Origin of the sequence: Butyrivibrio sp. MB2005, assembly GCF_000424285.1 — a bacterium.
GTDB lineage: Bacteria > Bacillota > Clostridia > Lachnospirales > Lachnospiraceae > Butyrivibrio.
This window is the reverse complement of the sequence record NZ_KE384158.1, coordinates 91451-116723: the sequence shown is the minus strand read 5'-3', so window position 1 is coordinate 116723 and position 25273 is coordinate 91451. Positions and strand designations below refer to the sequence as shown.

Below are 25273 nucleotides of genomic sequence, written 5' to 3'. Positions count from 1 at the left end.
TATGACTTACGTAGAGAAAATCACCAAAAAGGGAACAGATTATTTTCTTATTACACTGGGTGCTTTGTTATATGCTGTAGGAACCAGCTTTTTCAATGACCCCAATAACATTGCTCCCGGTGGAATTACCGGTGCGGCTATCGTACTTAACAGAATTGTCCCTATAGGAACCGGTGTATGGTTCATGATCATAAATATTCCGATTCTGTTTTTGGCGATTTATAAGTTCGGTATCAGATTCACTATTTCAACGATTTATGCTACGTCAATGATATCTATCTTTACGGATCTTCTTGCTAAGTACTGCATGAGATTCGCTGTATATGACGTAATTCTGGGCGTGATTTTCGGAAGTGTTCTTGTGGCTGTAGGAATCGGTATTACATTTAAATGTCATGCCACCACAGGAGGAACGGATGTTATCATCAAACTTCTCAGACAGAAATATCCTCATATTAAGACAGGAGTGCTTTTCCTTTTGAGTGATGTTTTTGTTATATCCTTTGCGGGTATTGTACTTAAGGATATTAAAGTTGTCCTGTATTCGCTTCTTGGAGTTGTGATCACTTCTTACGTTATCGATTTTGTTCTGTACGGACGTGACGGCGCAAAACTCATTTACATTATTTCTGATAAGACGGATAATATTTCTGGAAGGCTCTTGTCTGAGCTTGATGTTGGAGCAACCCATATTTTTGGAGAGGGTGCTTACAGCGGAGAAAAGAAAAAGGTTATCCTCTGTGCCATCAAAAAGAGATTGTCACCTCTTGCAGAGGACATTGTACGTGAAGAGGATCCCGATGCATTCATGATCGTAAGCAGTGCATCTGAAATTTTCGGTGAAGGATACAAGAGCTATTTTGACGAACGGATTTAATGCATATGAAAAAGAATGACCATCAAAACAGCAAAATGGTTCGAAAAACCAAAGATATAATATCTATAATTTTTCTAAGTCTGGTGAGCCTTCTTGCGCTCACCTTCTGTATAGGATTACTTCTTTCCAATGCTGACCTGCGAAGACGCATCGAAGCTAAGACCAGTGAGCTTGATGCTATCGAAAATGAGGGCTATTATACCACAGCCAGAGCAGAGCAAATGGTTGAAAGTGCTGTGGCTGAGACTCAGTCCGAGACACTTGAAAGTGTCAGAAACACATTTAAGGAGGAGCTTGGCAGCAAGGGAAGTCTTTCGGCTATCAGGGAGCTTTTTCCTGATGATCTGATAGTCGCATCTAATGGAGAATATCGTTTTTATCCAATTGATGAAAATATGGACAGACACATGTTTAAGGCTGAGGACTTTAGAGAAAGTTCCAATGGGAAGCTTGACTACATCGGTCCTGATGAAAGCGTTCAGCCTAAATTCGGAATTATGGTCTCAAGATATAATGGTGAGATTAATTTTGAAAATGTTAAATCAGCAGGTGTGGATTTTGTAATGGTAAGAGCAGGACTCCGTGGAAGCTCTGAGGATGCATCCCTTGTTGAGGATGACTTCTTCAGACAGGACATAAATGGTGCTCTTGCGGCAGGACTTCAGGTTGGTGTGTATTTTGATTCATCTGCCATCAATACAATGGAAGCTGAAGAAGAGGCGGAGTTTGTCCTTTCTCTTATAGCTCCTTATGAAGTTACTTATCCTATCGCCATAATGATCGAAGCTTCAGACAGTCCGGATTCGAGGACTATAAATCTTGAAACTGATGATTATTCAAAGATTATAGATGCATACTGCTCAAAAATTCAGGATGCAGGCTATAAGCCTATGGTTTATGGCAATATTTTATCTTATGTAGAATATATCGATCTTGGTATACAGCAAAAATATCCCGTATGGTTCTCTTTTTCAGGGGACAGACCTTATTATCCCTACAGCTTTGATATGTGGGAGTACACCAGAAACGGATATATTTACGGCATTAACGGCGGTGCAAACTTCATAATGTGCCTTACCGATTATTCAAATTCAGAAGAAACGGATGATTAAAATGGATAGATTTGATTACGGGATCATAGCTGATCCCAGGGCTTTTAAGATAAATACTTTGCCTGCTCACGCAGACTTTATTCCCTATGCAAGTGAAGCTGAGTGCGATTCAAAATCTCACCTTGCAAAGGACAGAGTGCCCTATGACACTTCTCTTAGAATGAGTCTTAATGGTATTTGGAAGTTTTCTTATGCAAATAACATTAAGAGCGCTATAGCAGGCTTTGAGGTTCCGGACTACGATTGCAGCGGCTGGGATGATATAAGAGTACCTTCAAATATTCAGTTTGAAGGCTATGATGCACCCACCTATGTAAATACTCAGTACCCATGGGAGGGTCATGAGGATATTGAACCCGGTCAGATTCCTGAGATTTTTAATCCTACGGGCAGCTATATAAGATATTTTGAGATTCCTGCAGGTTGGAATAAGGATGATAAGGTTTGCATTTCTTTCCAGGGTGTTGAATCAGGCTATGCATTCTGGGTAAACGGAAGCTTTGCTGGATACAGTGAGGATAGCTTTACTCCTTCTGATTTTGATATCACTGAGCTTTTGCAGGAGGGCGTAAATAAGCTGGCTGTTCAGGTTTATAAATGGACTTCATCAAGCTGGCTTGAAGATCAGGATATGTTCCGCTTATCAGGAATTTTCCGTGACGTATATCTGTATACAAAGCCCACTGTTCATGCAGAGGATATAAGAATAGAGGCAATTCCTGACGAAACTTTTAAGGACGGTAATCTTAGTATCGAAGTAAAGACTAATGTTAAGACAGCAAAGGTTTCCTATGAGCTTTATATGCCCTTTGACTGCAATGATGAGATGGTAGCTGCATCAGGCGTTATAGAAGTTAAGGACGCTGAAGGCTCTGTTTCTGTGGCTGTAGCAAACGTTAAACTGTGGAGCGCAGAAAAGCCTGAACTCTATGAACTTCGCCTTAAATTCATGGATGAGAATGACAAGGTATATGAAGTTGTAAGCGAGAAAATAGGCTTTAGAAAATTTGAGATGAAGGATGGCATCATGTGCCTTAACGGCAAGAGAATTGTTTTCTATGGCGTTAACAGACATGAGTTTTCCTGCGATTTTGGAAGAAGCCCAAGGCGCGAAGAGGCATATCTTGACCTTTGCACCATGAAACAGAATAACATCAATGCTATAAGAACCTGCCACTATCCGGATGATGTTTATATCTATCATCTTTGTGATGAGCTTGGAATTTATCTTATAGCTGAGAATAATATGGAGACCCATGGCAGATGGAATTCCATTATTGCCGGTGAGATTCCTATTGAGAAATCACTTCCGGGAGATAATGACGATTACAGACAGATGATGCTTGACCGCGTGGGTTCAACCTATGAGAGAGATAAGAATCATCCTGCAATTCTCATATGGTCTGTAGGTAATGAGTCCTTTGGCGGAGATGTTATTCGTGATATGGCTGATCTTTTCCGCAAGAAGGATAAAGAGCGCCTTGTTCACTACGAAGGACTTTTCTGGGACAGAAGATATAATGAGACCTCCGACATGGAAAGTCAGATGTATACTTCTGTAGTTAATGTTGAGAAGTTTTTGGAAGAGCATCCCGAGAAGCCTTTTATCATGTGCGAATACATGCATGCTATGGGTAACTCAATTGGAGGCATGTTCAAATATATCGACCTTACTGAGAGGAATCCCAGATTCCAGGGCGGATTTATCTGGGACTATGTGGATCAGTCAGTAAGGACCAAGAACCGCTATGGAGTTGAATATCAGGCTTATGGCGGAGATATCGGAAGGCGTCCCTGTGACTATAACTTCAGCGGTAATGGTATCGTTGATGGCACAAGAAAGCCCTATGCAAAAATGCAGGAGGTCAAGAGATGCTATCAGCCCTTTAGAATTGACTTTGTAACTGATGCAGACAGTGATGATAACTACCTTGCTGTAGCAGTTAAGCCTAAGAGTGTAAAGGCAAAGATCTATAACAGAAATCTTTTCACAGATGCAAAAGAACTTGATTTTTATGTGAAAATCTCAGCTTATGGAAAAGAGATATTAAATGAGCAGCTCGATATTTCCGTAAAGCCCGGAGAAGAAGAGATGTTTGACATCACTTCATATCTTGAAAGAGCAAAGGAAATCCTTAGAGTAAGTCCTGCCAGTGTTTCAAAGGACACAGGTCTTGTAAAGGATAGCACAGAGCTTGTTGTTCAGGTATCTGCTAAAAACAGGATGAAGACCTGCTATAGCGATGCGGGCTATGAGGTGGCCTTTGGAGAAAAGGCTGTAACTGTTGATGTCGCTACAGCTCCCGAAGGAAGCAGCTTTTATGCTCCGCAGCATACTTTCAAACTTGTTAAAAGCCATGACAATATCGGCGTAAGAGGCGATGATTTTGAAGTTCTTTTTTCAAAGCCTCTTGGTGGCATTGCATCTTATATCTATGCCGGAAAAGAGATGATAAGAACTGCTCCCAGGCCGAATTTCTGGAGAGCAGCCGTTGAGAATGATAATGGAAACAGAGATCCACTCAGAATGGCTATGTGGAAAACAGCCAGCTGCTTCCAGTCAAAGATGTCACCAAACGGCGAAAGTACTTATTCAGGTGCTCCGGATGACGGACAGTATCCTAAGGTTACGGAGAACAGTGATTCTGTAGAGGTCGTATTTAGAAGATACATTGCAACTTATCCTGTTACCTGCTGCTATGCGACTTATACAGTATTTAAGGATGGCACAGTAAGGGTCAGCCTTGATTATGATAAGGCAGAAGGCACTCCCGATATGCCTGAATTTGGATTCATGTTCTTTATGGATGCAGATTATGACCATGCTACCTGGTACGGAATGGGACCAGAGGAGACCTATTGCGATAAGAACCTTGGCGGAAAACTGTCTGTATACAGCAACCTTGTAAAGGATAATGTTCAGCCTTATCTTGTACCTGAGGAGACAGGTAACAAGACAGGAGTCAGATGGGCTAAGGTTACTGATATAAAGGGTCGCGGTCTTATTTTCAGAGGCTATGATGATGGCACTAAGTATTCTGATAAATATATGAGCAGACCCGGAACAATGGAGTTCTCAGCACTTCCTTATACTCCGGATCAGCTTGACGAAGCAAAGCATCCTTACGAGCTTCCACCTGTAAATCAGACGGTTGTAAGATGTATTCTTAAGCAGATGGGTGTTGGCGGAGATGATACATGGGGAGCGAGACCTCATGAAGAATTCAGAATAAGCGGCGGCCAAAAGCTTCATTTCACCTTTGAATTTAAGGGAATTTGAAGATGTAAAGTAAAAATACTTGACAGCTGATTATATATGCGGTACTATATCACACGTGCGATTAGTACCGCATTTCTTTTTGCGTGAAACAGTTCGGAGATGAGATGGAGAAGATTGTAGAACAGGGTCTTTTATACGACTACTATGGTGAGCTTTTAACCGAGCACCAGAAAAATATATATGAAGATGCAGTCTACAACGACATGTCTCTGGTAGAGATAGCCGAACAGTACAATATCAGCAAGCAGGGCGTACACGATATTATCAGACGCTGTACCAAATCTCTTGAAGGATATGAAGAGAAACTTGGAATGATACAGAGAACAGGGAAGATTCGCGAGCAGCTTGATTTTTTATCCAAGGCTGCTGATGATGAGACCATAGATCAGAAGACACTTCGTGACAGAATCATGAAGACAATAGATGGTATTACCAGGGAGTTGTCATAATATATGGCTTTTGAGAGTTTATCAGATAAGTTACAAAACGTATTTAAGAATCTCCGCGGCAAAGGTAAGCTTACTGAGGAAGATGTAAAGGTAGCCATGAAGGAAGTTAAGATGGCGCTACTTGAAGCCGATGTAAACTTCCGCGTTGTTAAATACTTTGTAAATAAAGTGCAGGAGAGAGCAATCGGTGAAGATGTGCTTAATGGTCTTAATCCTGCGCAGATGGTTATTAAAATAGTTAACGAGGAACTGACAGAGCTTATGGGCTCTGAGATTACAGAGATTCAGTTCCAGCCCGGCAAGAGCATCACAGTCATTATGATGTGTGGTCTTCAGGGTACAGGTAAGACCACTACTGCAGCCAAGATTGCAGGAAAGGTCAAGCTTAAGGGCAAAAAGCCCCTGCTGGTAGCCTGCGATATTTACAGACCTGCGGCTATCGACCAGTTAGAGATAAATGCTAAAAAGCAGGAAGTTGATTTCTTCTCAATGGGAACAGATGTTAATCCCGTTGATATCGCTAAGGCAGCCATTGAGCATGCCGAGAAGAATAACGAGAACGTAGTTATTCTCGATACTGCAGGACGTCTTCAGATTGATGAAGACATGATGCAGGAGCTTATCAATATTAAGAATGCCGTTACGGTTCATCAATCACTTCTTGTAGTTGATGCAATGACCGGTCAGGCGGCGGTAGATGTGGCAGTTCAGTTCAACGACCGAATAGGCGTTGATGGTATCGTCCTCAGTAAGATGGACGGTGACACCAGAGGTGGTGCTGCCTTATCAGCAAGACAGGTTACAGGTAAGCCTATTTTATACGTTGGTATGGGTGAGAAGCTCTCAGATCTTGAGCCTTTCTATCCCGACAGAATGGCGAGCCGTATACTTGGAATGGGCGATGTGCTCAGTCTTATAGATAAAGCTGTTGAAGCTAATCGCGAGATGGATGAACAGAAAGAACGCGAGATGGCTTCCAAGATGAAGAAGGGCAAGATTGATTTCGAGATGTATCTTGAATCAATGAAGCAGATGCGCAACATGGGCGGCCTCGGAGCCATCATGGGTATGCTTCCCGGAATGGGTAAGATAAGCGATGACAGCCTTCCCGATGAGAAACAGCTGGCTAAGATGGAAGCGATTGTGCTTTCAATGACACCTGAAGAGAGACGTAATCCCAAGCTTATGAATCCTCAGAGGAAGTACAGAATAGCTAAGGGTTCAGGTAATGACATCGCTGATGTAAACCGCTTTATCAAACAGTTTGACCAGATGCAGAAGATGATGAAGCAGATGCCCGGTATGATGGGCAAGAAGGGCAGACGAGGCTTCGGCGGCGGTTTCCCCGGAATGGGAAAAGGCGGTTTTGGTAAATTCTTTTGATATGAGAGTTCGGTAACACCATCCGAATTTTACATATAGCTACTACATTTTATTTATTTTTTATATGGAGGATTATTAAAAATGGCAGTAAAAATTAGACTTAAGAGAATTGGTAAAAAGAAGGTTCCTTTTTATCGTATCGTTGTTTCTGATTCTAAGTTCCCTGTAAGCGGCAAGTTCATCGAGGAGATCGGAACTTACGATCCTAACACAGATCCCAGCACATGCAAGGTTAACGAGGAGCTCGCTAAGAAGTGGCTCAGCAACGGTGCTCAGCCTACAGACGTAGTTAAGAAGATCTTCAAGCAGGCTGGTATTAAATAATTACCGGACGAGACTTTTTAGCTTAGTATAATAAAACTAGGGGAAAATTCATGAAAGAATTGGTAGAAGTAATTGCAAAGTCTCTGGTTGACAATCCGGATGAGGTTGTTGTAAACGAGAAAAAAGATGGCCGAAACATCATTTTAGAGCTGCATGTTGCACCCTCTGATATGGGTAAAGTTATCGGCAGACAGGGAAGGATTGCAAAGGCCATCCGCTCTGTTGTTAAGGCAGCATCTACCAGAGAGAATCTTAAAGTTGATGTCGAGATAGTTGATTGATTATCAATTGGACAGAAACCGATAATACTTACAGCCGGATAAAGTTTGTGCTTTATTCGGCTGATTTAAATTAAAAGAGGTTTTTAATGAATTTTTATATTATGACACTTTTTCCCGAGATGGTTCTTTCGGGACTAAAGACCAGCATAATCGCCAGAGGCATTGATAATGGCTATATCCATGTGGAGGCCTACAATATCAGGGATTATGCTGATAATAAACATAATAAGGTGGACGATTACACCTACGGAGGCGGTGCCGGAATGCTTATGCAGGCGCAGCCTATTTACAGCTGCTATCAGGACATAATGAAGCATATAAAAGAGAAGGATCCTGATGCTGAGGTAAGAGTTGTATACGTAACACCGCAGGGAAGTGTCTTTAATCAGAACATGGTAAGAGAGTTTTCAGGTTCAGAGAATATCATCTTTTTATGCGGACATTATGAAGGTATAGATGAGAGAGTCTTAGAAGAGATTGTTACTGATTATGTTTCAATCGGTGATTATGTGCTGACAGGCGGTGAGCTTCCGGCGATGGTTATGATAGATGCCATATCAAGGCTTGTTCCCGGAGTTTTGAATAACGAAGAGTCAGCTCAGACAGAATCATTTGATGACGGACTTTTGGAATATCCTCAGTATTCAAGACCTGAAGTATGGATGGATAAAAAGGTTCCTGCTGTGCTTTTGTCAGGTAACCATGCCAATGTTGACGTATGGCGTTTTGAGAAATCTCTTGAAAGAACTAAAGAGAGACGCCCTGAATTATACGATAAATACGTGGAGACACATCCCGATGAATTCACTCCAAAAAGTCTAAAGAAGAGACGGAAGATTCTTGACAGAATAGCAGAAGCGGAAGAAAATTAATTTATATTGTAACAGTGTGTTTTTACATAAATACGAGCATAGGAGCGATAATTTGACAGAATATTTTGTTGTTGGTGTTATAGCATCTACTCATGGTCTTAAGGGAGAAGTTAATGTTTTTCCTACAACGGATGATCCCCAGAGATTTAAGAAGCTTAAGAAGGTAATTCTTGATACAGGCCGTGAGGGTAAAAAAGAACTTAATATCGAGAAGGTTCGATTTGGTAATAAATTCGTTATCGTTAAGTTCAAGGAATTTAACGATATTTCCGAGGTGGAGCGCTTTAGAAGCAAAGAGCTTATCGTAAGCAGAGAGGATGCCATAAAGCTTGAGCCCGGTGAATACTACCTTGCAGATCTTGAAGGCATGAAGGTGGTTGACGAAGATGGGAATGAACTTGGAACAATTATCAGAGTTATCCAGACAGGAGCCAATGATGTATATGAGATGAAAAAGGCTGATGCAGCTGCGGTTTCAGAAGGGGATGACACTGTTATGATCCCGGGAATCAAAGAGTGTGTTAAAAATATTGATATAGAAAATAAAGTAATGACCATTCATATTATGGACGGATTATTTGACTAATACAGGCTATCGTAACTTAGGTCGCGATAAGATGTCATTTTACAGGAGGAAAAGCTATGGTTGATTACACAGAAGGTGCCGGTTATCAGTATCATATTCATTTAAAAGAAGGAGATGTGGGACGTTACGTGATCCTTCCCGGAGATCCCGGACGCTGCGAGAAAATCGCTGCATATTTTGATGATGCCAAGCAGGTTGCTTATAACAGAGAGTACAATACCTACACTGGCTATCTTGATGGCGAGAAGGTCAGTGTTGTTTCTACAGGTATTGGCGGTGCTTCTGCATCCATCGCTGTGGAAGAACTCCATAAAATCGGAGCAGATACCTTTATCAGAGTTGGTACCTGCGGCGGAATGCAGCTTGATGTAATGGGCGGAGATCTTATTGTGGTTAACGGTGCTGTTAGAGCCGAGGGCACTTCAAAAGAGTATGCGCCTATTGAATATCCTGCTGTTGCAACCTTTGAGATTACTGATGCTCTTAAGAGAGCTGCAGAAGAGCTGGGACTTAGGCATCACGTAGGTGTGGTTCAGTGTAAGGATGCTTTCTATGGACAGCACGAGCCTGAGACAAAGCCTGTTTTCTATGAGCTTGAGAATAAATGGGAAGCTTGGAAAAGATGCGGCTGTCTTGGATCAGAGATGGAATCTGCTGCACTGTTCATCGTAGGCCAGTGGCTCAGAGCCAGATGCGGCGCAGTAATGCTCACTGTAGCCAATCAGGAGAGAGCAAAAGCAGGGCTTGATAATCCCCAGGCCCATGATACAGACAGCGCTATAAGAACAGCAATCCTTGCCATCAGGAAGCTTATTGCTGAGGATAAGAAAAATAAGTAAAATTTCGTATTAAAAACGGCGTTTTTAGGGATAAATAAAGTAAAAAACCTTGACGCGGCAGGAAGATATATGTTATCATCTTGTATGTTGCGAAAATGACGGTCCTCTGGTATGTAACAATATTTAAGAACGTCCATTTATATAGTATAGGAGAAAGCAAATGAATACAATCATTGCAGAGATCGAGAAGGAACAGCTGAACGCACAGGCTCCTGAGTTCAACACAGGTGATACAGTTCGTGTTCACAACAAGATCAAAGAAGGAAACCGTGAAAGAGTACAGGTTTTCGAAGGAACTGTTAAGAAGATTCAGGGCGGAAGCAACCGTTGCACATTTACAGTTCGTAAAATTTCTAACGGTGTAGGCGTTGAGAAGACATGGCCCCTTCACTCACCTCTCATTGAGAAGGTTGAGGTTGTGAGAATGGGTAAGGTTAGAAGAGCTAAGCTTAACTACCTTAAAGGCCTCACAGGTAAGAAGGCAAAGGTCAAGGAAAAGGTTCGCTAAGAACATTCCACGAAAAGGCAGTTACTATTATAGTATCTGCCTTTTTTTATCTTATAGCTTCGGAATTTCTATAAGATAAGAACTCCATATCTTTGATAGGAAAATGCGATGTTTAGACGAAAGAAATATCATTCACTTTTTCATGAGAAGAAAAAAATAGTTACCCCTGAGCTCCTTAGGGAGATCTTTTCATGGGGATTTTATACAGTATTTGCGGTATTTATTGCTTTGCTGCTGGTTATGGCTTTTGGTAAAAGAGTAAGAGTTATTGGTGATTCCATGGAGCCTTCTCTATTCAACAGCCAGAGCGTTCTTGTGGACAGAGTTATATTTAAATTTTTTGCGCCGAAAAAAGATGATGTAATAGTTTTTTTGCCAAACGGTAATGAGAAATCTCACTACTATATCAAGAGAGTTGTGGCTGTCCCCGGCGAGACCGTGAAGATCACAGACGGTAATCTTGTGGTTAATGGCGAAGTAGTGAGTAATGATGACCACGAATATGATAAAATGAAAGAAGCAGGAATTGCTGAAAACGAAATTAAGCTTGATAATGGCGAGTTCTTTGTGCTTGGAGATAACAGAAACAGCAGTGAGGACAGCAGAAGTGCCAATATCGGTGTAGTTAAGCAGTCCATGATAGCCGGAAAAGCCTGGTTTTGCTATGGTAAAAGCGAAGGCAAGGGCGGCTTTGTGAATTAAAGGAAGATTTAGATGAATAATTATCAATGGTATCCGGGACATATGACCAAGGCTATGCGAATGATGCAGGAGAACATCGGCCTTGTTGATGTCATCATTGAACTGACTGATGCCAGAATTCCAATGGCAGGCAGGAATCCTGATATTGATAAGCTTGGTCAGAACAAATCAAGACTTGTAATACTTAATAAGTGCGATCTTGCAGATCCGGAAGTCAATAAGGAATGGGTTAAGTACTTTGAAGATCAGGGTATCCGTGTAATGGAGATGAATTCCAAAGAAAACGGCCGTGTCAGACAGGTACTTGATCAGGTAACAGAGAGCTGCCGAGAGAAGATTGAGAGAGATAAAAAAAGAGGTATCGTCAACAGACCCATTAGAGCTATGGTCGCTGGTATACCCAATGTTGGTAAGAGTACCTTTATCAATAAGATCTCAGGCAAAGCTGCAGCCAAGACCGGAAATAAACCCGGTGTTACCAAGGGTAAACAGTGGATAATGCTCGGTAAGAATTTGCAGCTTCTTGATACTCCCGGTGTCTTGTGGCCTAAGTTTGAGGATGAGGTAGTAGGACTTAACCTTGCGCTTATCGGTTCCATGAATGATGAGAATCTTGATAAGAATGAGCTTGCAGTTGAGCTCATTAGGAAGCTTGAAAAATGGTATCCTCAGACCATAACTGAGAAGTATCAGGTAACTGAGCAGCAAAAGCTTCTCTATGAAGAGGATCAGTACGAGACTCCCGAGTCATCTATTCTGACTGCCATAGCGCAGAACAGGAAGCTGATAAAGCAGGGAGGAAAGCCTGATATAGATAGAGCAAGTGCACTGCTTCTGGATGATTTCAGAAACGGAAGACTTGGAAAAATATCATTGGAGAGACCATAAATGGGAGCAAGAACTAAAGAATTTTTAAAAAGTGCCGGAAGTACAATATTAACAGTAGTAGTCATTGTTTTGCTGACTATGCTGTTTATGAAATTTGTAGCTCAGAGAACTGATGTTGACGGTGAATCTATGATGTACACCCTTCATGACGGAGATGCGCTCATAGCTGATAAGCTTACTTACAGATTCAGTGATCCCAAGAGATTTGATATTATTATTTTCCCTTATGCAGGAGATCCTGAGAGTTATTTTATCAAGAGAATTATCGGACTTCCCGGCGAGACAGTTCAGATCGATTATGATGGCAATATTTATATCAACGGCGAACTTCTTGAGGAATCCTACGGTGCAGAGGTTATAAAAGACCCCGGAAGAGCAGCTGAGCCTGTGACACTGGGGGAAGATGAATACTTTGTAATGGGTGATAACCGAAACTACAGCTTTGATTCCAGAGAACCGGCTGTAGGTAATATCAAGAGAGAAGATATCATCGGAAGAACCTTTATAAGAGTATTTCCGTTCTCCTCATTTGGTTTTATAGACGAAAAACAAAAATAAATTATTACAGGATGAGATTATGGCTATTCAAATAGCAGAGATTAAAAAAGAACTGGCATCGATTGGTGAGATTGATGCCTATCGTTCTTTTATTGAGAAATATAGTGATGATGAGCGTCAGGGTGTTAAGAACCTGATAGAATCCGCTAATAAAAAAATAGCAGCTGTTCAGGCTGAACTGGCTAGATTAGAGAAGATGCGTGAATTTGAGAATGCGCATCCGGATCTTCAGTTTATCTGCGGCATTGATGAAGTTGGAAGAGGACCTTTGGCAGGACCTGTGTACGCAGCAGCTGTTGTACTTCCCAAAGATTGTAAGATCTTATATATTAACGATTCTAAGAAATTATCCGAAAAAAAGAGAGAAGAGCTTTACTCTGAGATTATGGAGAAAGCTGTATCTGTTGGCATAGGTTTTTCCACCCATGAGAGAATTGATGAGATAAATATCCTGCAGGCTACCTATGAGGCTATGGCTAAGGCTGTATCCGAGCTTACGGTAAAACCTGAGTTACTACTTCTTGATGCTGTACATGTTCCTCAGCTTGAAGATTACAAACAGGAATCAATCATCAAGGGTGATGCTAAAAGTGTTTCCATTGCAGCAGCAAGTATCGTTGCCAAGGTTACAAGGGACCACCTTATGGAAGAATATGACAGACAATATCCCGGTTATGGTTTTGCCTCCAATAAAGGCTATGGAGCTGAGGCACACATAAAAGCCTTAAAGGAAATCGGACCCTGTCCTATTCACAGAAGAAGCTTTATAAAGAACTTTATCTAACAAGACTACGAAAGAGAGCCTGAATGAGCAATGTCAGTGGATTAACTTCAAATAGGCCTCTGGTGCAGGTTGATGGAAGAATAGTTAATCAAAATGCGTCAAGAGAGCAGACATCGGCGCGCTCGCTGGAAACAGGTGAGAGGATAAATGGCAAGATCATATCTCTCACAGACGAGGGCGGTACTAAAAATGCCCAAATCAGGCTGGGTGACGATTCAGTCATAAGTGCCAAGCTTCAGGAAGGCATGTCTCTGAAAGAGGGACAGTATGTCTCCTTTGAAGTAAGAGGGACATCTAACAGTCAGATCACTCTGACTCCTTTATATGAAAATACTTCTATAGATCCTACAGCGCTTAAAGCTTTGACCGCTGCAGGGCTTGAGCCTACGGAAAGCAATCTTGAGATGGTTAAGACCATGATGGAGAACGGAATGTCCATTGATAAGGATTCCGTCATTTCCATGAACCACCTCATAGCTTCCAATCCAGACACACCGGTATCATCTTTGGTACAGATGAAGGCTCTGAATATCCCCGTTAATGATCAGAATATTCAGCAATTTGAGAGCTACAAGAATTATGAGCATCAGGTAGTGGAGACCATGGACTCCATTATGGATGAGCTGCCTTCAGCTTTTAATGAGCTTGTACAAAAAGGGGACGGCGAATCAGCAAATAAACTTTATGGCGATATTCTGAAAATGATTTCGGATGGCATGGAGCAAATGGAAAATGCCGCCGCAGCTGCAGATGGAGCAAAGGCCCAGGGTGCTGCAAACGCCATGGAGTCTGCTCAGAATCCGTCAGGTGGTAATGCTGTAAATCCTGAGAGTGCAGAGCTTTTACTTAATCCTGAAGCAGAAGAAAACGCCGAAACTGTGGCAAATGCAGAGACTGCTAAAAATGGTGCATTGCAGGGAGAAATATCCTCAGAAACTCAGCAGGTTCAGGAGAAAAATCCCGGCACCAATTCTGTTCTTGGATCCCTTGAAGAACTAGCTGAAGAAGAGCAGGATGCCGGCCAGGGCAAAGCTGTGCAGAATCAGTCTGATGCCGGTAAAGCACAGCAGGCAGAGGTAAATCCCAAAACCGTTACACTTAGTAATGATTTCGCTAATCTTGTTAAAAATATACAGACAGAGACCAAGTTCGCAGGCCCTGAGATGATGAAGCTTGTAGCCCAGGCAGGTGGCCAGGGCGCAGCAGAAATTGATGAAGCGGCGCTTATGAAGGAGCTTGCAAAAGCTTATTCCGGTAGTGAAAACACCAATGATGCTACGGCAAATGCTTTTCAGAAGCTCTTTGGCAGCAATGAATATAATAAGCTTATGAAGGATGCAATCCGCGATCAGTGGATGCTTGAGCCTTCTGATGTAAGCAGTAAAGAGAATGTTGAAAGCCTTTATAACAGACTTAACGCCCAGGCTAAGCAGCTTGGAGAAACGCTTACCAATACTCTGGGAGCTGAGTCTAAGGCTGCTCAGAGCGCCAATTCACTGATGAACAACATTGACTTCATGAATGAGCTTAATCACATGTTCAATTACGTACAGCTCCCTCTTAAGATGGCTGATCAGGATGCACACGGAGATCTGTATGTATACTCCAACGGCAAACGCAAATTCCAGCCGGGAGAAACAGTAAGTGCGATACTTCACCTTGATCTCGATAACCTTGGGCCTTTGGATGTCTATGTAAAAATGAAGGACAATAATGTTAAGACCAATTTCTATGTGGCAGATGAGGGTGTTCTTGATCTTATAGAAGCACATATAGATATTTTGAATGAGAGATTAAATAAACGCGGCTACAACATGGAAGCTAAGATGATGCTTCATACAGATATGGATAACGACAGTGATGATGCGGCAGTTAGTGAAATGCTCGATGTTCGTAAAATGCCTGTGATCTCAATGCAGTCATTCGATGCGAGGGCATAACTTCGGGAAGAGGAAACATGGCTGAGAGCGGAAAAAACAAAGATGGAAAACCAAAACAAGCCATAGCGCTTGCATACGATCCAAACGAAGATGGCGCTCCCAGAGTCATTGCCAGTGGTAAAGGACAGCTTGCGGAGAAGATTATTGAGGCTGCCCAGGAGAAGGACATCCCGGTTCACGAGGACAGTAAGCTGGCAGATACGCTGTCCAAGCTGGAAATAGGCGAAATGATACCTCCTGAGCTCTATGAGGTTGTGGCTGAGATCCTGGTATTCGTAGATGCTATGGACAAAATTAGGGCCAAAGAAAAGCAAAATGTTGATATTTCGCAGTTTTAGGCCATAAAAAGCAAATTTGGAGTTATGTGATATAATTTTTTATATGAACAAAAGAGAAAAAGGAAACTATTTCGAAGAGCTTGCTTGCAGACACCTTGAAGAAAACGGTGCGCAGATCCTGTTTAGGAACTACAGATGCAGGTCAGGAGAAATAGATATAATTGCTAAAGACGGTAGATATATTTCATTTATTGAGGTAAAATACAGAACCGGAACTAAATTTGGTGTAGCCGAAGCGGCAGTTGATCTGCGCAAGCAGAAAACAATATGCCGCGTTTCTGATTTTTTCAGGAAGCAGAATAAAATGACGGCAGACACAGCGCAGCGATTTGATGTTGTTGCGATGATGCAGGACGATGACGGCATTGTGCATATTAAATGGCACAAGAATGCTTTTACATATATTCCTTTGAAAAAAGCATTTTATTGATTTACGGAGGTTAATGATTTGAAGCAAAATATTCTTGTTTGTGATGATGATAAAGAAATTGTTAATGCCATAAGCATCTATATGCAAAAGGAAGGCCTTAATGTATTCACAGCATATAACGGACTTGAGGCAGTTAAGATTGTTGAGAATAATGACATTCACGTGGCTATAATCGATGTCATGATGCCTGTAATGGACGGCATTCAGTGCACCATGAAAATTCGAGAGATCAGCTCGCTTCCCATAATCATGCTTTCTGCAAAATCCGAGGACGCAGATAAGATCCTTGGTCTTAATATCGGTGCAGATGATTATGTAACAAAGCCCTTCAATCCCCTTGAGCTTATTGCCAGAGTTAAGTCCAACCTTAGAAGATATACTCAGCTTGAGGTGAAGGAGCCTGAGGTTGAAGAGGAAGGAATTTACAAAGCAGGCGGTCTCGTGCTTAATGATAATATCCGCGTTGTCACTGTAGATGACGAGGTTATTAAGCTTACCAAGATCGAATACAATATTCTTTTGCTTTTGTTAAAAGAAAAAGGCAAGGTTTTCTCTATCAATGAGATTTATGAGAATATCTGGAATGAAAACGCAGTAGCAGTAGATAACACTGTGGCTGTACATATCAGACATATTCGAGAAAAAATTGAAATAGATCCCAAGAATCCCAAATACCTTAAGGTAGTATGGGGTGTTGGTTATAAGATCGACACCGAGGGGAACTGATGCTTAAACGTTTATTTAGAAAAGATTCATTAACATGGTTCAGCAGAACTATACTAAGAACTTTCCAGCACCTCTGCCTTGCAATAGTTGTAGGTGCTATTTTCTATGTGCAGCACGGCTCAGTAATAAAAGGTGTGGATGGAACGGAGTATTCACTAAGAGAAGGTGATGCCGCTCCCAAATATGAGGATTCCGATTTCTTTAATACCATCCTCATTAACAAACTCCACGGAGTCGCAGAACTTGTGGGAATCAGTACCATGATCGAAACGGATGGACTGTATAATTCCGACAAGAAAATCGACGTTACAGCATTTGTTAACAGAAATTCCATGCTTCAGAGCGATTACATTACAGGTGTCTACAGGGTATCAGACCTTATCAAGTGGTCTCAGAACGGCTTTGAGTACGAGGAGAGAAGCTTCAGCGACAGTGATAGCAGCAAGTTCCTTGCTAATACCACGATTTATACTCACCTTATGAAAAATAACGCAGAAGGTGGTATGAACAGCTTTCTAAATTCCCAGATTGATAATAATACCGTCAGGACCAATATAAATGTTCCCACAGAAGGCAGTGACGCAGGAACCCATACGATTCTTTTATCCAGATATAAGACTATAAATGATGAAAATATCGAGGATATCGTTTCAACCTGGGAAGGCTATAATGAGCTTTGTGCTAACATTACAGAAGCCGCATCTACCATGGCTCTTAACTATGATACTTATTTTAATATTAAGGGTAAGCTGAACTTCGATAAGAGCAATTTCAGATATTACATCACAAGGACCATCAACGGTAAGACTGAGACCTATACCAATATTGAGGAACTAAGGAAAAATCCCAACGGTATAGATATAGGGGAGAAATTCAGATCCTACGGAAAATATATTTATTTTTGCCCATACGATCTACAGTATTCATCCAATACCAAAATCGATGAGGCGAAGCTTAGAGAGATTTTAAGTAACTATGATTACGCTTTCCCTGATCAGATGAAATATTACTTCGCAGTTGATACTGAGAAGTACCCAAGCAGTGATGATTTCACCATTGGCCGCGACGCATTTCGCAGATATATTCCTTACTATAAGCAGCTCTATGTGATGATAATCATCTTTATGTTTATCTATTTTGTTATTATAGTTCATCTGATAATCTGCGAAGGACATGTGGAATATCAGGATGGTACCTATGGCGGAGTAGAAAGACTGGATGTTTTTCCTATAGAGATCACGATAATTCTTGCAGCACTTGGAACCTTCTTCTTTTTCTGGGGATTCCATTATGTATTTGAATTCTCGCCTATTGTTGCTGCAAGTACCACGTATTCCGCTGTATTATTGGGCTTTTTCACTTTCCTTGCGGATAATGCGTTTTCATATGGCTTATACGGACTTGTAAGGAAGATAAAAACAAAGACCTTATATCGAACTTCTCTTGTAAAGAAAGGCGTAGATCTTTTCCATAAGGTGTCAGAGAAAATGAGTATGCGACAGAATATGTTTATAATTACTGTCGTACCTTATGCACTGTCAACCTTTATGAATTTTTACCTCATCATCTATCATGATTTTGCCGGTATAATCATTGCGATTATCATGGATATCGCTATCGGTATTTATGTAGTTAACGTAAACAATGACAAGATTATTGTATACGAGGCGCTAAAGAAGATAGGAAACGGTGAGATAGATGTAAAAATCGATCTCAACAAGGTTCATGGTGGAAATCTGTTTATTGCAAAGGAACTTAATAATATCGTTCATTCCGTCGAGGATGCAGTAAACAGGAGTATGAGAGATGAGAAGCTAAAGGCTGACCTTATTACAAACGTATCTCACGATATTAAGACGCCTCTTACTTCCATCATTAACTATGTTGATCTTTTGAAGCGTGAGAATATAGAGGATGAGAGAGTAAGAGATTACATCAGTATTCTTGAGAATAAATCCCAGAGACTTAGGCAGCTTACAGATGACCTGGTGGAGGCCTCCAAGATATCTTCGGGAAATATCACGCTGCATATGGAGCGAATCAATTTTGCTGAGATTATAAAGCAGACTCTTGGCGAATTCTACGAGAAGCTTGAGGACAGCGACCTTACAGCAATACTTAAATGTGAAAAGTACAATGTAATGATCGATGCCGATCCAAGGCAGCTTTTCCGAGTAATTGAGAACCTTATAAATAACGTATGTAAATATGCCCTTACAGGCACCAGAGTTTATCTGGATCTTGATGTTACTGAGGATGAGGATGGCAAAAATCTTGCAACATTCTCAATTAAGAATATCTCAAGAAACGAACTCAATATCAAAGCGGAAGAGTTGACTGAGAGATTCATCAGGGGTGATATTTCAAGAAGCACAGAGGGTAGCGGACTTGGACTTTCAATTGCTCAGAGTCTTACGGAAGCCATGGGTGGAAAGTTCAGTATTGTCCTCGATGGAGATCTGTTTAAGGCAAATGTTATGTTCTATACCGATGAATTCGGAAATGGCAATCCTTCAACTGAACAGATAGAAGTTACAAAAACAGAATAATGGGAAATAAAAATCGGGAAGCATGATTGCCTCCCGATTTTTTGTCAGATAAAGATTTTGCGAGCAAAATCCTATTTTCAATTATTTAAAATCTTATGCCTTATCATTGACCTTCTTAAGGAGATCCTGAATGGACTCAGTAGGTGTGATAACATAGCTGAGACTTGCATCGTGGTTAACGAAATCGATAACTGTTGCAAGGAACTTACTCATATCAGCTACGATGTAGTAAGGTCTGTCGGCATATTCAGGGGTCTGATAGATAAGATTGGTTGTAATAAGAGCATCAAATGCTCCTTCTTCATAACCCTTATCAAATATATCAATACCATTTGTGAAAAGACCGAAGGTCGTGCAGATATAAACTCTCTTAGCACCACGCTTTTTAAGCTGCTTGGAGGTGTCGATCATACTTGAACCTGAGGAGATCATATCATCGATGATGATAACATCCTTGCCTTCGATGTCGTCGCCCAGGTACTCGTGAGCAACGATGGGGTTGGAGCCGTTAACAACCTTGGAGTAGTCACGTCTCTTGTAGAACATACCGGTATTTACACCAAGAACGTTGGCAAAGTATACGGCTCTGTCCAAAGCACCCTCATCCGGGCTTATTACCGTAAGGTTATTCTTATCTACAACAAAGTCTTCAATGTTAGTGATAAGTGATTTGAAGAACTGAGGTGATGCCATGAAGTTATCAAAGCCCGAAATAGGAGCGGCATTTGAAATTCTGGGATCATGAGCATCAAAGGTCAGGAAATTGGTAATTCCCATCTCATGAAGCTCTTTGAACATTACTGCTGCATCGAGAGACTCACGGTTATTTTTGTGGTGCTGTCTGCCCTCATAGAGGAAAGGCATAATGATATTGATTCGTCTTGCCTTACCGTTGATGGCAGCGATGACACGCTTAAGATCCTGATAGTGGTCATCGGGTGAATAGTAGTTGGTGTAGCCATGCATCTTGTAGGTAAGAGAGTGGTTCATAACATCAGCTAAGATGAAAACATCCTTACCTCTAATTGATTCAGTGAGAGTAACCTTACTTTCACCGCTTCCGAATCTGGGATTCTGATATGATACTCTGTAGTCATCCTTAACATAATCTCTGAATGCGGGATCGCTTGGCAGAGTATGAAGTGCATGTCTGAATGAACTAAGATGATTGTTTACTTTCTCGCCCAGATCTTTTGCTGAATCCATAACGATCAGTGCAAGAGGGGCTACTGGAATAAGTGATTCTAATTTATGAAAATCTGGCATTTTGACTCCTATCAAAAAATTTCATATTTTTCCGAGTACTATCTTATGTTATATTATACTGACACGTCAAGAAAATTCATGTATAATCGTGTGATGAAGGGATAATATATGAACAATAACGGACATCTTATCAAAAGTGTATTAAAGGGAAGTATTGCCGAGGAGATGGATATTACTCCCGGTGACAGACTTATTTCCATTAATGGCACTTTGATTGAAGATATATTTGATTATCAATATATGGTTCAGGACGAGGAGCTTGTGCTCCTTATTAGGAAGCCTGACGGTGAAGAATGGGAAATAGACGTAGAAAAATACTATGATGAGGACCTTGGTATCGAATTTGACAATGGCCTTATGGATGACTACAGATCCTGCAGCAATAAATGTATTTTCTGCTTTATAGATCAGATGCCTCCCGGAATGAGGGAGACCCTGTATTTTAAGGATGATGATGCGAGACTTTCTTTTTTACAGGGGAATTATGTTACACTTACCAATATGAGTGATCATGATATCGACAGGATTTTGAAATATCATTTATCACCCATAAATGTTTCTTTCCAGACCACAAATCCGGAGCTTCGTTGCAAGATGCTCAACAACAGATTCGCCGGAGAAGCCCTTAAAAAGGTGGACAGACTTGTGGCTGGGGACAGCGGCATAGAGATCAATGGTCAGATTGTTCTCTGCAAAGGTGTTAACGACAAAGAAGAGCTTCACAGGTCCCTTTCAGATCTGTATAAATACAGACCCAATCTTAAGAGCGTTTCAGTTGTACCTGTGGGCCTTTCAAAATTCAGAGAAGGCTTGTATCCACTTGAACCCTTTGAAAAAGATGATGCCCTTGAGGTAATCCGTGAAATAGAATACTGGCAGAATAAAGCCTTTGAGGAATACGGAGACCACTTTGTTCATGCATCTGATGAATGGTATATGATAGCACAGCTTCCGATTCCCGGCGCTGAGATTTATGATGACTACGGTCAGCTTGAGAATGGCGTGGGAATGGTAAGACTCCTTCTGGATGAGTTTGATGAGGCGCTTGCAGAGCTTAAAAGCGGTGCTTTTGAAGGCTTTGATCCTGGCAGCTTTAAGAGGAAGGTTTCTACAGCCAGCGGAAGACTTATTTATCCTTATATCTGTGAGATGGCAAGACGCCTTTCAGAGGTGGTTCCGGGGCTTGAGATTCATGTTAATGAGATAGTGAACAATTTCTTTGGCGAGAGAATCACTGTTACAGGCCTTCTTACAGGACAGGACATAATAGCGCAGCTTAAAGGCAGAGACCTTGGAGATACTCTGTTTTTACCACAGAATGTTCTTAGAGCAGGGGAGGATTATCTCCTTGATGATGTTCATATCGCTGATATAGAGAGAGAGCTTGATATTAAGGTGGATATCCTAAAAAGCGGCGGAAGAGATTTCATTTTGGGTCTTCTTGGCCTTGATGGAAGTAATTGATAGCAGGACGGTAATTTTATGAAGAGAAAAAATATAGTAGCGGTCGTAGGTCGACCGAATGTAGGAAAAAGTACATTTTTCAATGCGGTAGCAGGTAAGAATATCTCTATTGTAGAGGATACTCCCGGTGTTACCAGAGACAGAATATATATAGATGTGGAATGGCTTGACTGGAATTTCACTCTTGTTGATACAGGTGGTATTGAGCCTGATTCCAATGATACGATCCTCACGCAGATGAGAGATCAGGCAGAGATAGCGATCGAGACTGCTGATGTCATTATTTTCATGTGTGATGTTAAGCAGGGACTTACAGATGCGGACTCTCAGGTTGCGGATATGCTCAGAAAATCAGGTAAGCCCATCGTTCTTTGCGTAAACAAGGTTGACAGCTTCAAGAGAGATAATCTTGATGTTTACGAGTTTTATAATCTTGGAATCGGTGATCCCTTCCCTATAAGTGCTACCAATAAGCAGGGAATCGGCGATCTTCTAGAGGAGGTTGTTAAGAATTTCAGCTCCAAGGGAAGCGAAGAGGAAGAAGATGATTCAATTCGCGTTGCTGTTATAGGTAAGCCCAATGTTGGTAAGAGCTCTATCATCAACAAGCTTTGCGGAGAGAACAGACTTATCGTATCTGATGTGGCAGGAACTACAAGAGATGCCATAGATACGGAGATAAAATATAACGGAAAGAAATACACCTTCATTGATACTGCGGGACTTCGCAGGAAAAATAAGGTTAAAGAAAAGCTCGAGGAATACATGATCCTTCGAACCGTTACGGCTGTTGAAAGAGCTGATGTTGCCATTATCGTTATTAACGCTGATGAAGGTGTTACTGAGCAGGATGCCAAGATAGCAGGTATCGCTCACGATAGAGGTAAGGCTGTTATCATCGCTGTTAATAAGTGGGATCTTATTGAAAAAGATAACAAGACAGTGAACGAGTTCACTAAGGATGTCAGAAATACATTATCTTTCATGCAGTATGCAGAGCTTATATTCATTTCTGCAGAGACAGGTCAGCGTCTTGTTAAGTTGTATGATATGATAGATATGGTCAGCGAGAACCATGCTATGCGTGTTGCTACAGGTGTTCTTAACGAGATAATGATGCAGGCGGTTGTAATGCAGCAGCCTCCGTCAGATAAAGGTAAGATGCTTAAGCTCTATTACATCACACAGGCTGCGGTTAAGCCACCGACCTTTGTTATTTTCGTAAATGATAAGAAACTGATGCATTTCTCATATACCAGATATATTGAGAATCAGATCAGAGCATCATTTGGTTTTAAGGGGACGCCTCTTAAATTCATTATAAGAGAGCGTAATAACGACAAATAAAAATCCGTGGGGGAGGAAAAAGAAGTGATCAGATTGTTGTGTCTGCTGATAGGATATGTTTTTGGCATGTTCCAGACAGCTGTATTGTACTGCAGACTTAAGGGGGTTGACATCAGGAATGTTGGAAGCGGCAATGCCGGAACTACCAATACTCTGAGAGTCATGGGAGCCAAAGCCGGATTTACTGTGCTTTTTGGCGATATGCTTAAGTGCTATCTTGCTGTTAAGCTGGTTCAGCTTTTTGTGGGACCGATGCTTCTTGGAGACAGCTTTGAACAGATGAAGTATCTGCTCATGATATATACTGCATGCGGAGCTGTTCTTGGACATGATTTTCCCTTCTATCTGAAATTCAAAGGAGGAAAGGGAATAGCCTGCACAGCAGGAAACATCATTGCTTTTGGTTGGAAATACGTTATTGTAGGCCTTTTGGCTTTTCTTGTTCCTTTTAATATTACACACTATGTATCTTTGGGATCTTTGATTTTATATTCAGGTTTCTTTATTGAGCTCGTAATCATGGGGCAGCTTGGATTTTTGGGAATGCCTCAGAATTATCTTATAGAGATGTACATAATAGCTTTCCTGATGACAGCCCTGGCTTTTTATCAGCACAGAGCCAATATCAAGAGACTATTGCAGCATTGCGAGAGAAAAACTTATATTTTCAAGAAAAATAAAACAGAATAACCTGTAAGGAGAAAAACGTGGACTCAAAAAATGTAGCAGTCATAGGCTCCGGAAGCTGGGGTATTGCCCTTGCCTGGAGACTTCACAAAAATGGTTTCAATGTAACACTTTGGGCCAGAAGGGAAGAAACTGCAAGTAAGCTAAGGTCAGAAAGGGAAGACAAGGATAAACTTCCCGGAGTTATTCTTGATAAGGACATCAAAATTACTTCCAATATGGAAGAAGCACTTAAGGATGCAGGAATGATAGTTGTTACTGTGCCTTCTGTGGCTATCAGAGAGGTATGCGTCAAAATGAGACCATATCTGGCTGAGGGAGAGGAAAAGAGAATCATTGTCAACTGTTCAAAGGGTATTGAAAAGGATACTCTTATGGTTATGTCGGATGTGATTCTGGATGAGCTTCCGGGCAGTGAAGTGGCTGTTCTCTCAGGGCCTTCACATGCTGAAGAGGTAGGTAAGGGCTTACCCACTACAATTGTTGTAGGTGCATTCTCCAAGGAAAGTGCAAGAGAAGTTCAGAATGTATTTATGGCTGAGGAATTCAGGGTTTATATAAGCCCCGATATGCTTGGCATAGAGATCGGTGCGGCACTTAAGAATGTAATCGCACTGGCTGCAGGTATTGCAGATGGTCTTGGTTATGGCGATAATGCCAAGGCTGCGCTTATCACCAGAGGTATAGCTGAGATGTCAAGACTTGGCGCTGCCATGGGCGGTGACTATGAGACCTTCTCAGGACTTTCCGGAATGGGAGATCTTATAGTGACCTGTGCTTCAATGCATTCAAGAAACAGAAGAGCAGGTATCCTCATTGGACAAGGGAAAACTGCAGCTGAAGCTACCGCAGAGGTAAAGATGGTAGTTGAGGGTATAAACAGTGCCCAGGCAGCTCTTGAACTTGCCAGAAAATACGAGGTTGAGATGCCTATCGTAGAGCAGATAAATGAGGTTCTTTTTAATGGCAAGGATCCCAAAGAAGCTGTGAAAGAGCTTATGCTTCGTGAGAAGAAGGCCGAAAACGAATTGCAGGAATGGTAAAATTCCTGTTGACGGCGCCGACTTTGTTGCTATAATGAAT

The 25273-nt window shown here is 41.4% G+C and carries 25 protein-coding genes; 24 read left to right on the top strand and 1 reads right to left on the bottom strand.

What is annotated here, in order from left to right; all coding sequences use genetic code 11:
* Position 1: 1 nt before the first annotated feature.
* From G610_RS0117130 to G610_RS0117035, 20 genes are all read left to right on the top strand, one after another.
* Positions 2-877, top strand: a complete 876-nt coding sequence (locus G610_RS0117130) for a YitT family protein (protein ID WP_035797885.1) — start codon at positions 2-4, stop codon at positions 875-877.
* Positions 878-882: 5 nt separating this feature from the next.
* Positions 883-1989, top strand: a complete 1107-nt coding sequence (locus tag G610_RS0117125) for a GH25 family lysozyme (RefSeq protein WP_196809865.1) — start codon at positions 883-885, stop codon at positions 1987-1989.
* Between the two features lies 1 nt (position 1990).
* On the top strand, positions 1991-5269 hold the full coding sequence (locus G610_RS0117120; protein WP_026525750.1) for a glycoside hydrolase family 2: 3279 nt from the start codon (positions 1991-1993) through the stop codon (positions 5267-5269).
* 104 nt (positions 5270-5373) lie between these two features.
* Complete coding sequence (gene ylxM, locus G610_RS0117115) at positions 5374-5718, top strand: YlxM family DNA-binding protein (RefSeq protein ID WP_026525749.1); 345 nt, start codon at positions 5374-5376, stop codon at positions 5716-5718.
* A 3-nt stretch (positions 5719-5721) separates the two neighbouring features.
* Complete coding sequence (gene ffh / locus G610_RS0117110; protein ID WP_026525748.1) at positions 5722-7101, top strand: signal recognition particle protein; 1380 nt, start codon at positions 5722-5724, stop codon at positions 7099-7101.
* Positions 7102-7182: 81 nt separating this feature from the next.
* Positions 7183-7425 carry a 30S ribosomal protein S16 gene (gene rpsP, locus G610_RS0117105; RefSeq protein WP_026525747.1) on the top strand — a complete coding sequence of 81 codons (243 nt, stop codon included), beginning with the start codon at positions 7183-7185 and terminating at the stop codon, positions 7423-7425.
* A 50-nt stretch (positions 7426-7475) separates the two neighbouring features.
* Entirely contained in the window at positions 7476-7706 is a 231-nt protein-coding gene (locus tag G610_RS0117100) for a KH domain-containing protein (protein ID WP_026494794.1), read from the top strand.
* An 86-nt stretch (positions 7707-7792) separates the two neighbouring features.
* The gene (trmD, locus tag G610_RS0117095; RefSeq protein WP_026525746.1) at positions 7793-8578 is read left to right on the top strand and encodes a tRNA (guanosine(37)-N1)-methyltransferase TrmD; all 786 of its coding nucleotides are present in this window, start codon (positions 7793-7795) and stop codon (positions 8576-8578) included.
* A gap of 52 nt (positions 8579-8630) precedes the next feature.
* Positions 8631-9164 carry a ribosome maturation factor RimM gene (gene rimM / locus G610_RS0117090; RefSeq protein ID WP_026525745.1) on the top strand — a complete coding sequence of 178 codons (534 nt, stop codon included), beginning with the start codon at positions 8631-8633 and terminating at the stop codon, positions 9162-9164.
* A 56-nt stretch (positions 9165-9220) separates the two neighbouring features.
* Positions 9221-10003: a uridine phosphorylase gene (udp, locus tag G610_RS0117085; RefSeq protein WP_026525744.1), complete on the top strand. Its 783-nt coding sequence runs from the start codon at positions 9221-9223 to the stop codon at positions 10001-10003.
* A gap of 160 nt (positions 10004-10163) precedes the next feature.
* A complete protein-coding gene (rplS, locus tag G610_RS0117080; RefSeq protein WP_026494790.1) occupies positions 10164-10511 on the top strand; it encodes a 50S ribosomal protein L19 in 348 nt (115 codons plus the stop codon).
* A 108-nt stretch (positions 10512-10619) separates the two neighbouring features.
* The gene (gene lepB, locus G610_RS0117075) at positions 10620-11213 is read left to right on the top strand and encodes a signal peptidase I (RefSeq protein WP_026525743.1); all 594 of its coding nucleotides are present in this window, start codon (positions 10620-10622) and stop codon (positions 11211-11213) included.
* Between the two features lie 12 nt (positions 11214-11225).
* On the top strand, positions 11226-12101 hold the full coding sequence (gene ylqF / locus G610_RS0117070) for a ribosome biogenesis GTPase YlqF (protein WP_026525742.1): 876 nt from the start codon (positions 11226-11228) through the stop codon (positions 12099-12101).
* A complete protein-coding gene (lepB, locus tag G610_RS0117065) occupies positions 12102-12659 on the top strand; it encodes a signal peptidase I (protein ID WP_026525741.1) in 558 nt (185 codons plus the stop codon).
* Between the two features lie 19 nt (positions 12660-12678).
* Positions 12679-13443, top strand: a complete 765-nt coding sequence (locus tag G610_RS0117060; protein ID WP_081667580.1) for a ribonuclease HII — start codon at positions 12679-12681, stop codon at positions 13441-13443.
* A 23-nt stretch (positions 13444-13466) separates the two neighbouring features.
* Positions 13467-15383: a flagellar hook-length control protein FliK gene (gene fliK / locus G610_RS0117055; protein ID WP_026525739.1), complete on the top strand. Its 1917-nt coding sequence runs from the start codon at positions 13467-13469 to the stop codon at positions 15381-15383.
* 17 nt (positions 15384-15400) lie between these two features.
* Positions 15401-15721 carry an EscU/YscU/HrcU family type III secretion system export apparatus switch protein gene (locus G610_RS0117050; protein ID WP_026525738.1) on the top strand — a complete coding sequence of 107 codons (321 nt, stop codon included), beginning with the start codon at positions 15401-15403 and terminating at the stop codon, positions 15719-15721.
* Positions 15722-15764: 43 nt separating this feature from the next.
* Positions 15765-16151 carry a YraN family protein gene (locus tag G610_RS0117045; protein ID WP_026525737.1) on the top strand — a complete coding sequence of 129 codons (387 nt, stop codon included), beginning with the start codon at positions 15765-15767 and terminating at the stop codon, positions 16149-16151.
* Between the two features lie 18 nt (positions 16152-16169).
* The gene (locus tag G610_RS0117040) at positions 16170-16877 is read left to right on the top strand and encodes a response regulator transcription factor (RefSeq protein WP_026525736.1); all 708 of its coding nucleotides are present in this window, start codon (positions 16170-16172) and stop codon (positions 16875-16877) included.
* Complete coding sequence (locus G610_RS0117035) at positions 16877-19426, top strand: sensor histidine kinase (protein ID WP_026525735.1); 2550 nt, start codon at positions 16877-16879, stop codon at positions 19424-19426. The genes G610_RS0117040 and G610_RS0117035 overlap by 1 nt, the downstream gene beginning before the upstream one ends.
* Positions 19427-19519: 93 nt before the next feature.
* Here G610_RS0117035 and G610_RS0117030 read toward each other — a convergent pair whose 3' ends face one another.
* Positions 19520-20692, bottom strand: coding sequence for a ribose-phosphate pyrophosphokinase (locus G610_RS0117030; RefSeq protein WP_026525734.1), 1173 nt, complete (start codon positions 20690-20692; stop codon positions 19520-19522).
* Between the two features lie 108 nt (positions 20693-20800).
* Between G610_RS0117030 and G610_RS0117025 the strand changes: the two genes are divergently transcribed.
* From G610_RS0117025 to G610_RS0117010, 4 genes are read left to right on the top strand one after another with little or no spacing between them, the layout of a single operon-like run.
* On the top strand, positions 20801-22156 hold the full coding sequence (locus tag G610_RS0117025) for a DUF512 domain-containing protein (protein ID WP_026525733.1): 1356 nt from the start codon (positions 20801-20803) through the stop codon (positions 22154-22156).
* 18 nt (positions 22157-22174) lie between these two features.
* Positions 22175-23503 carry a ribosome biogenesis GTPase Der gene (der, locus tag G610_RS0117020; protein WP_026525732.1) on the top strand — a complete coding sequence of 443 codons (1329 nt, stop codon included), beginning with the start codon at positions 22175-22177 and terminating at the stop codon, positions 23501-23503.
* 24 nt (positions 23504-23527) lie between these two features.
* Complete coding sequence (gene plsY, locus G610_RS0117015; RefSeq protein WP_026525731.1) at positions 23528-24193, top strand: glycerol-3-phosphate 1-O-acyltransferase PlsY; 666 nt, start codon at positions 23528-23530, stop codon at positions 24191-24193.
* Positions 24194-24210: 17 nt separating this feature from the next.
* A complete protein-coding gene (locus G610_RS0117010; protein ID WP_026525730.1) occupies positions 24211-25233 on the top strand; it encodes an NAD(P)H-dependent glycerol-3-phosphate dehydrogenase in 1023 nt (340 codons plus the stop codon).
* The last annotated feature ends 40 nt before the right edge of the window (positions 25234-25273 follow it).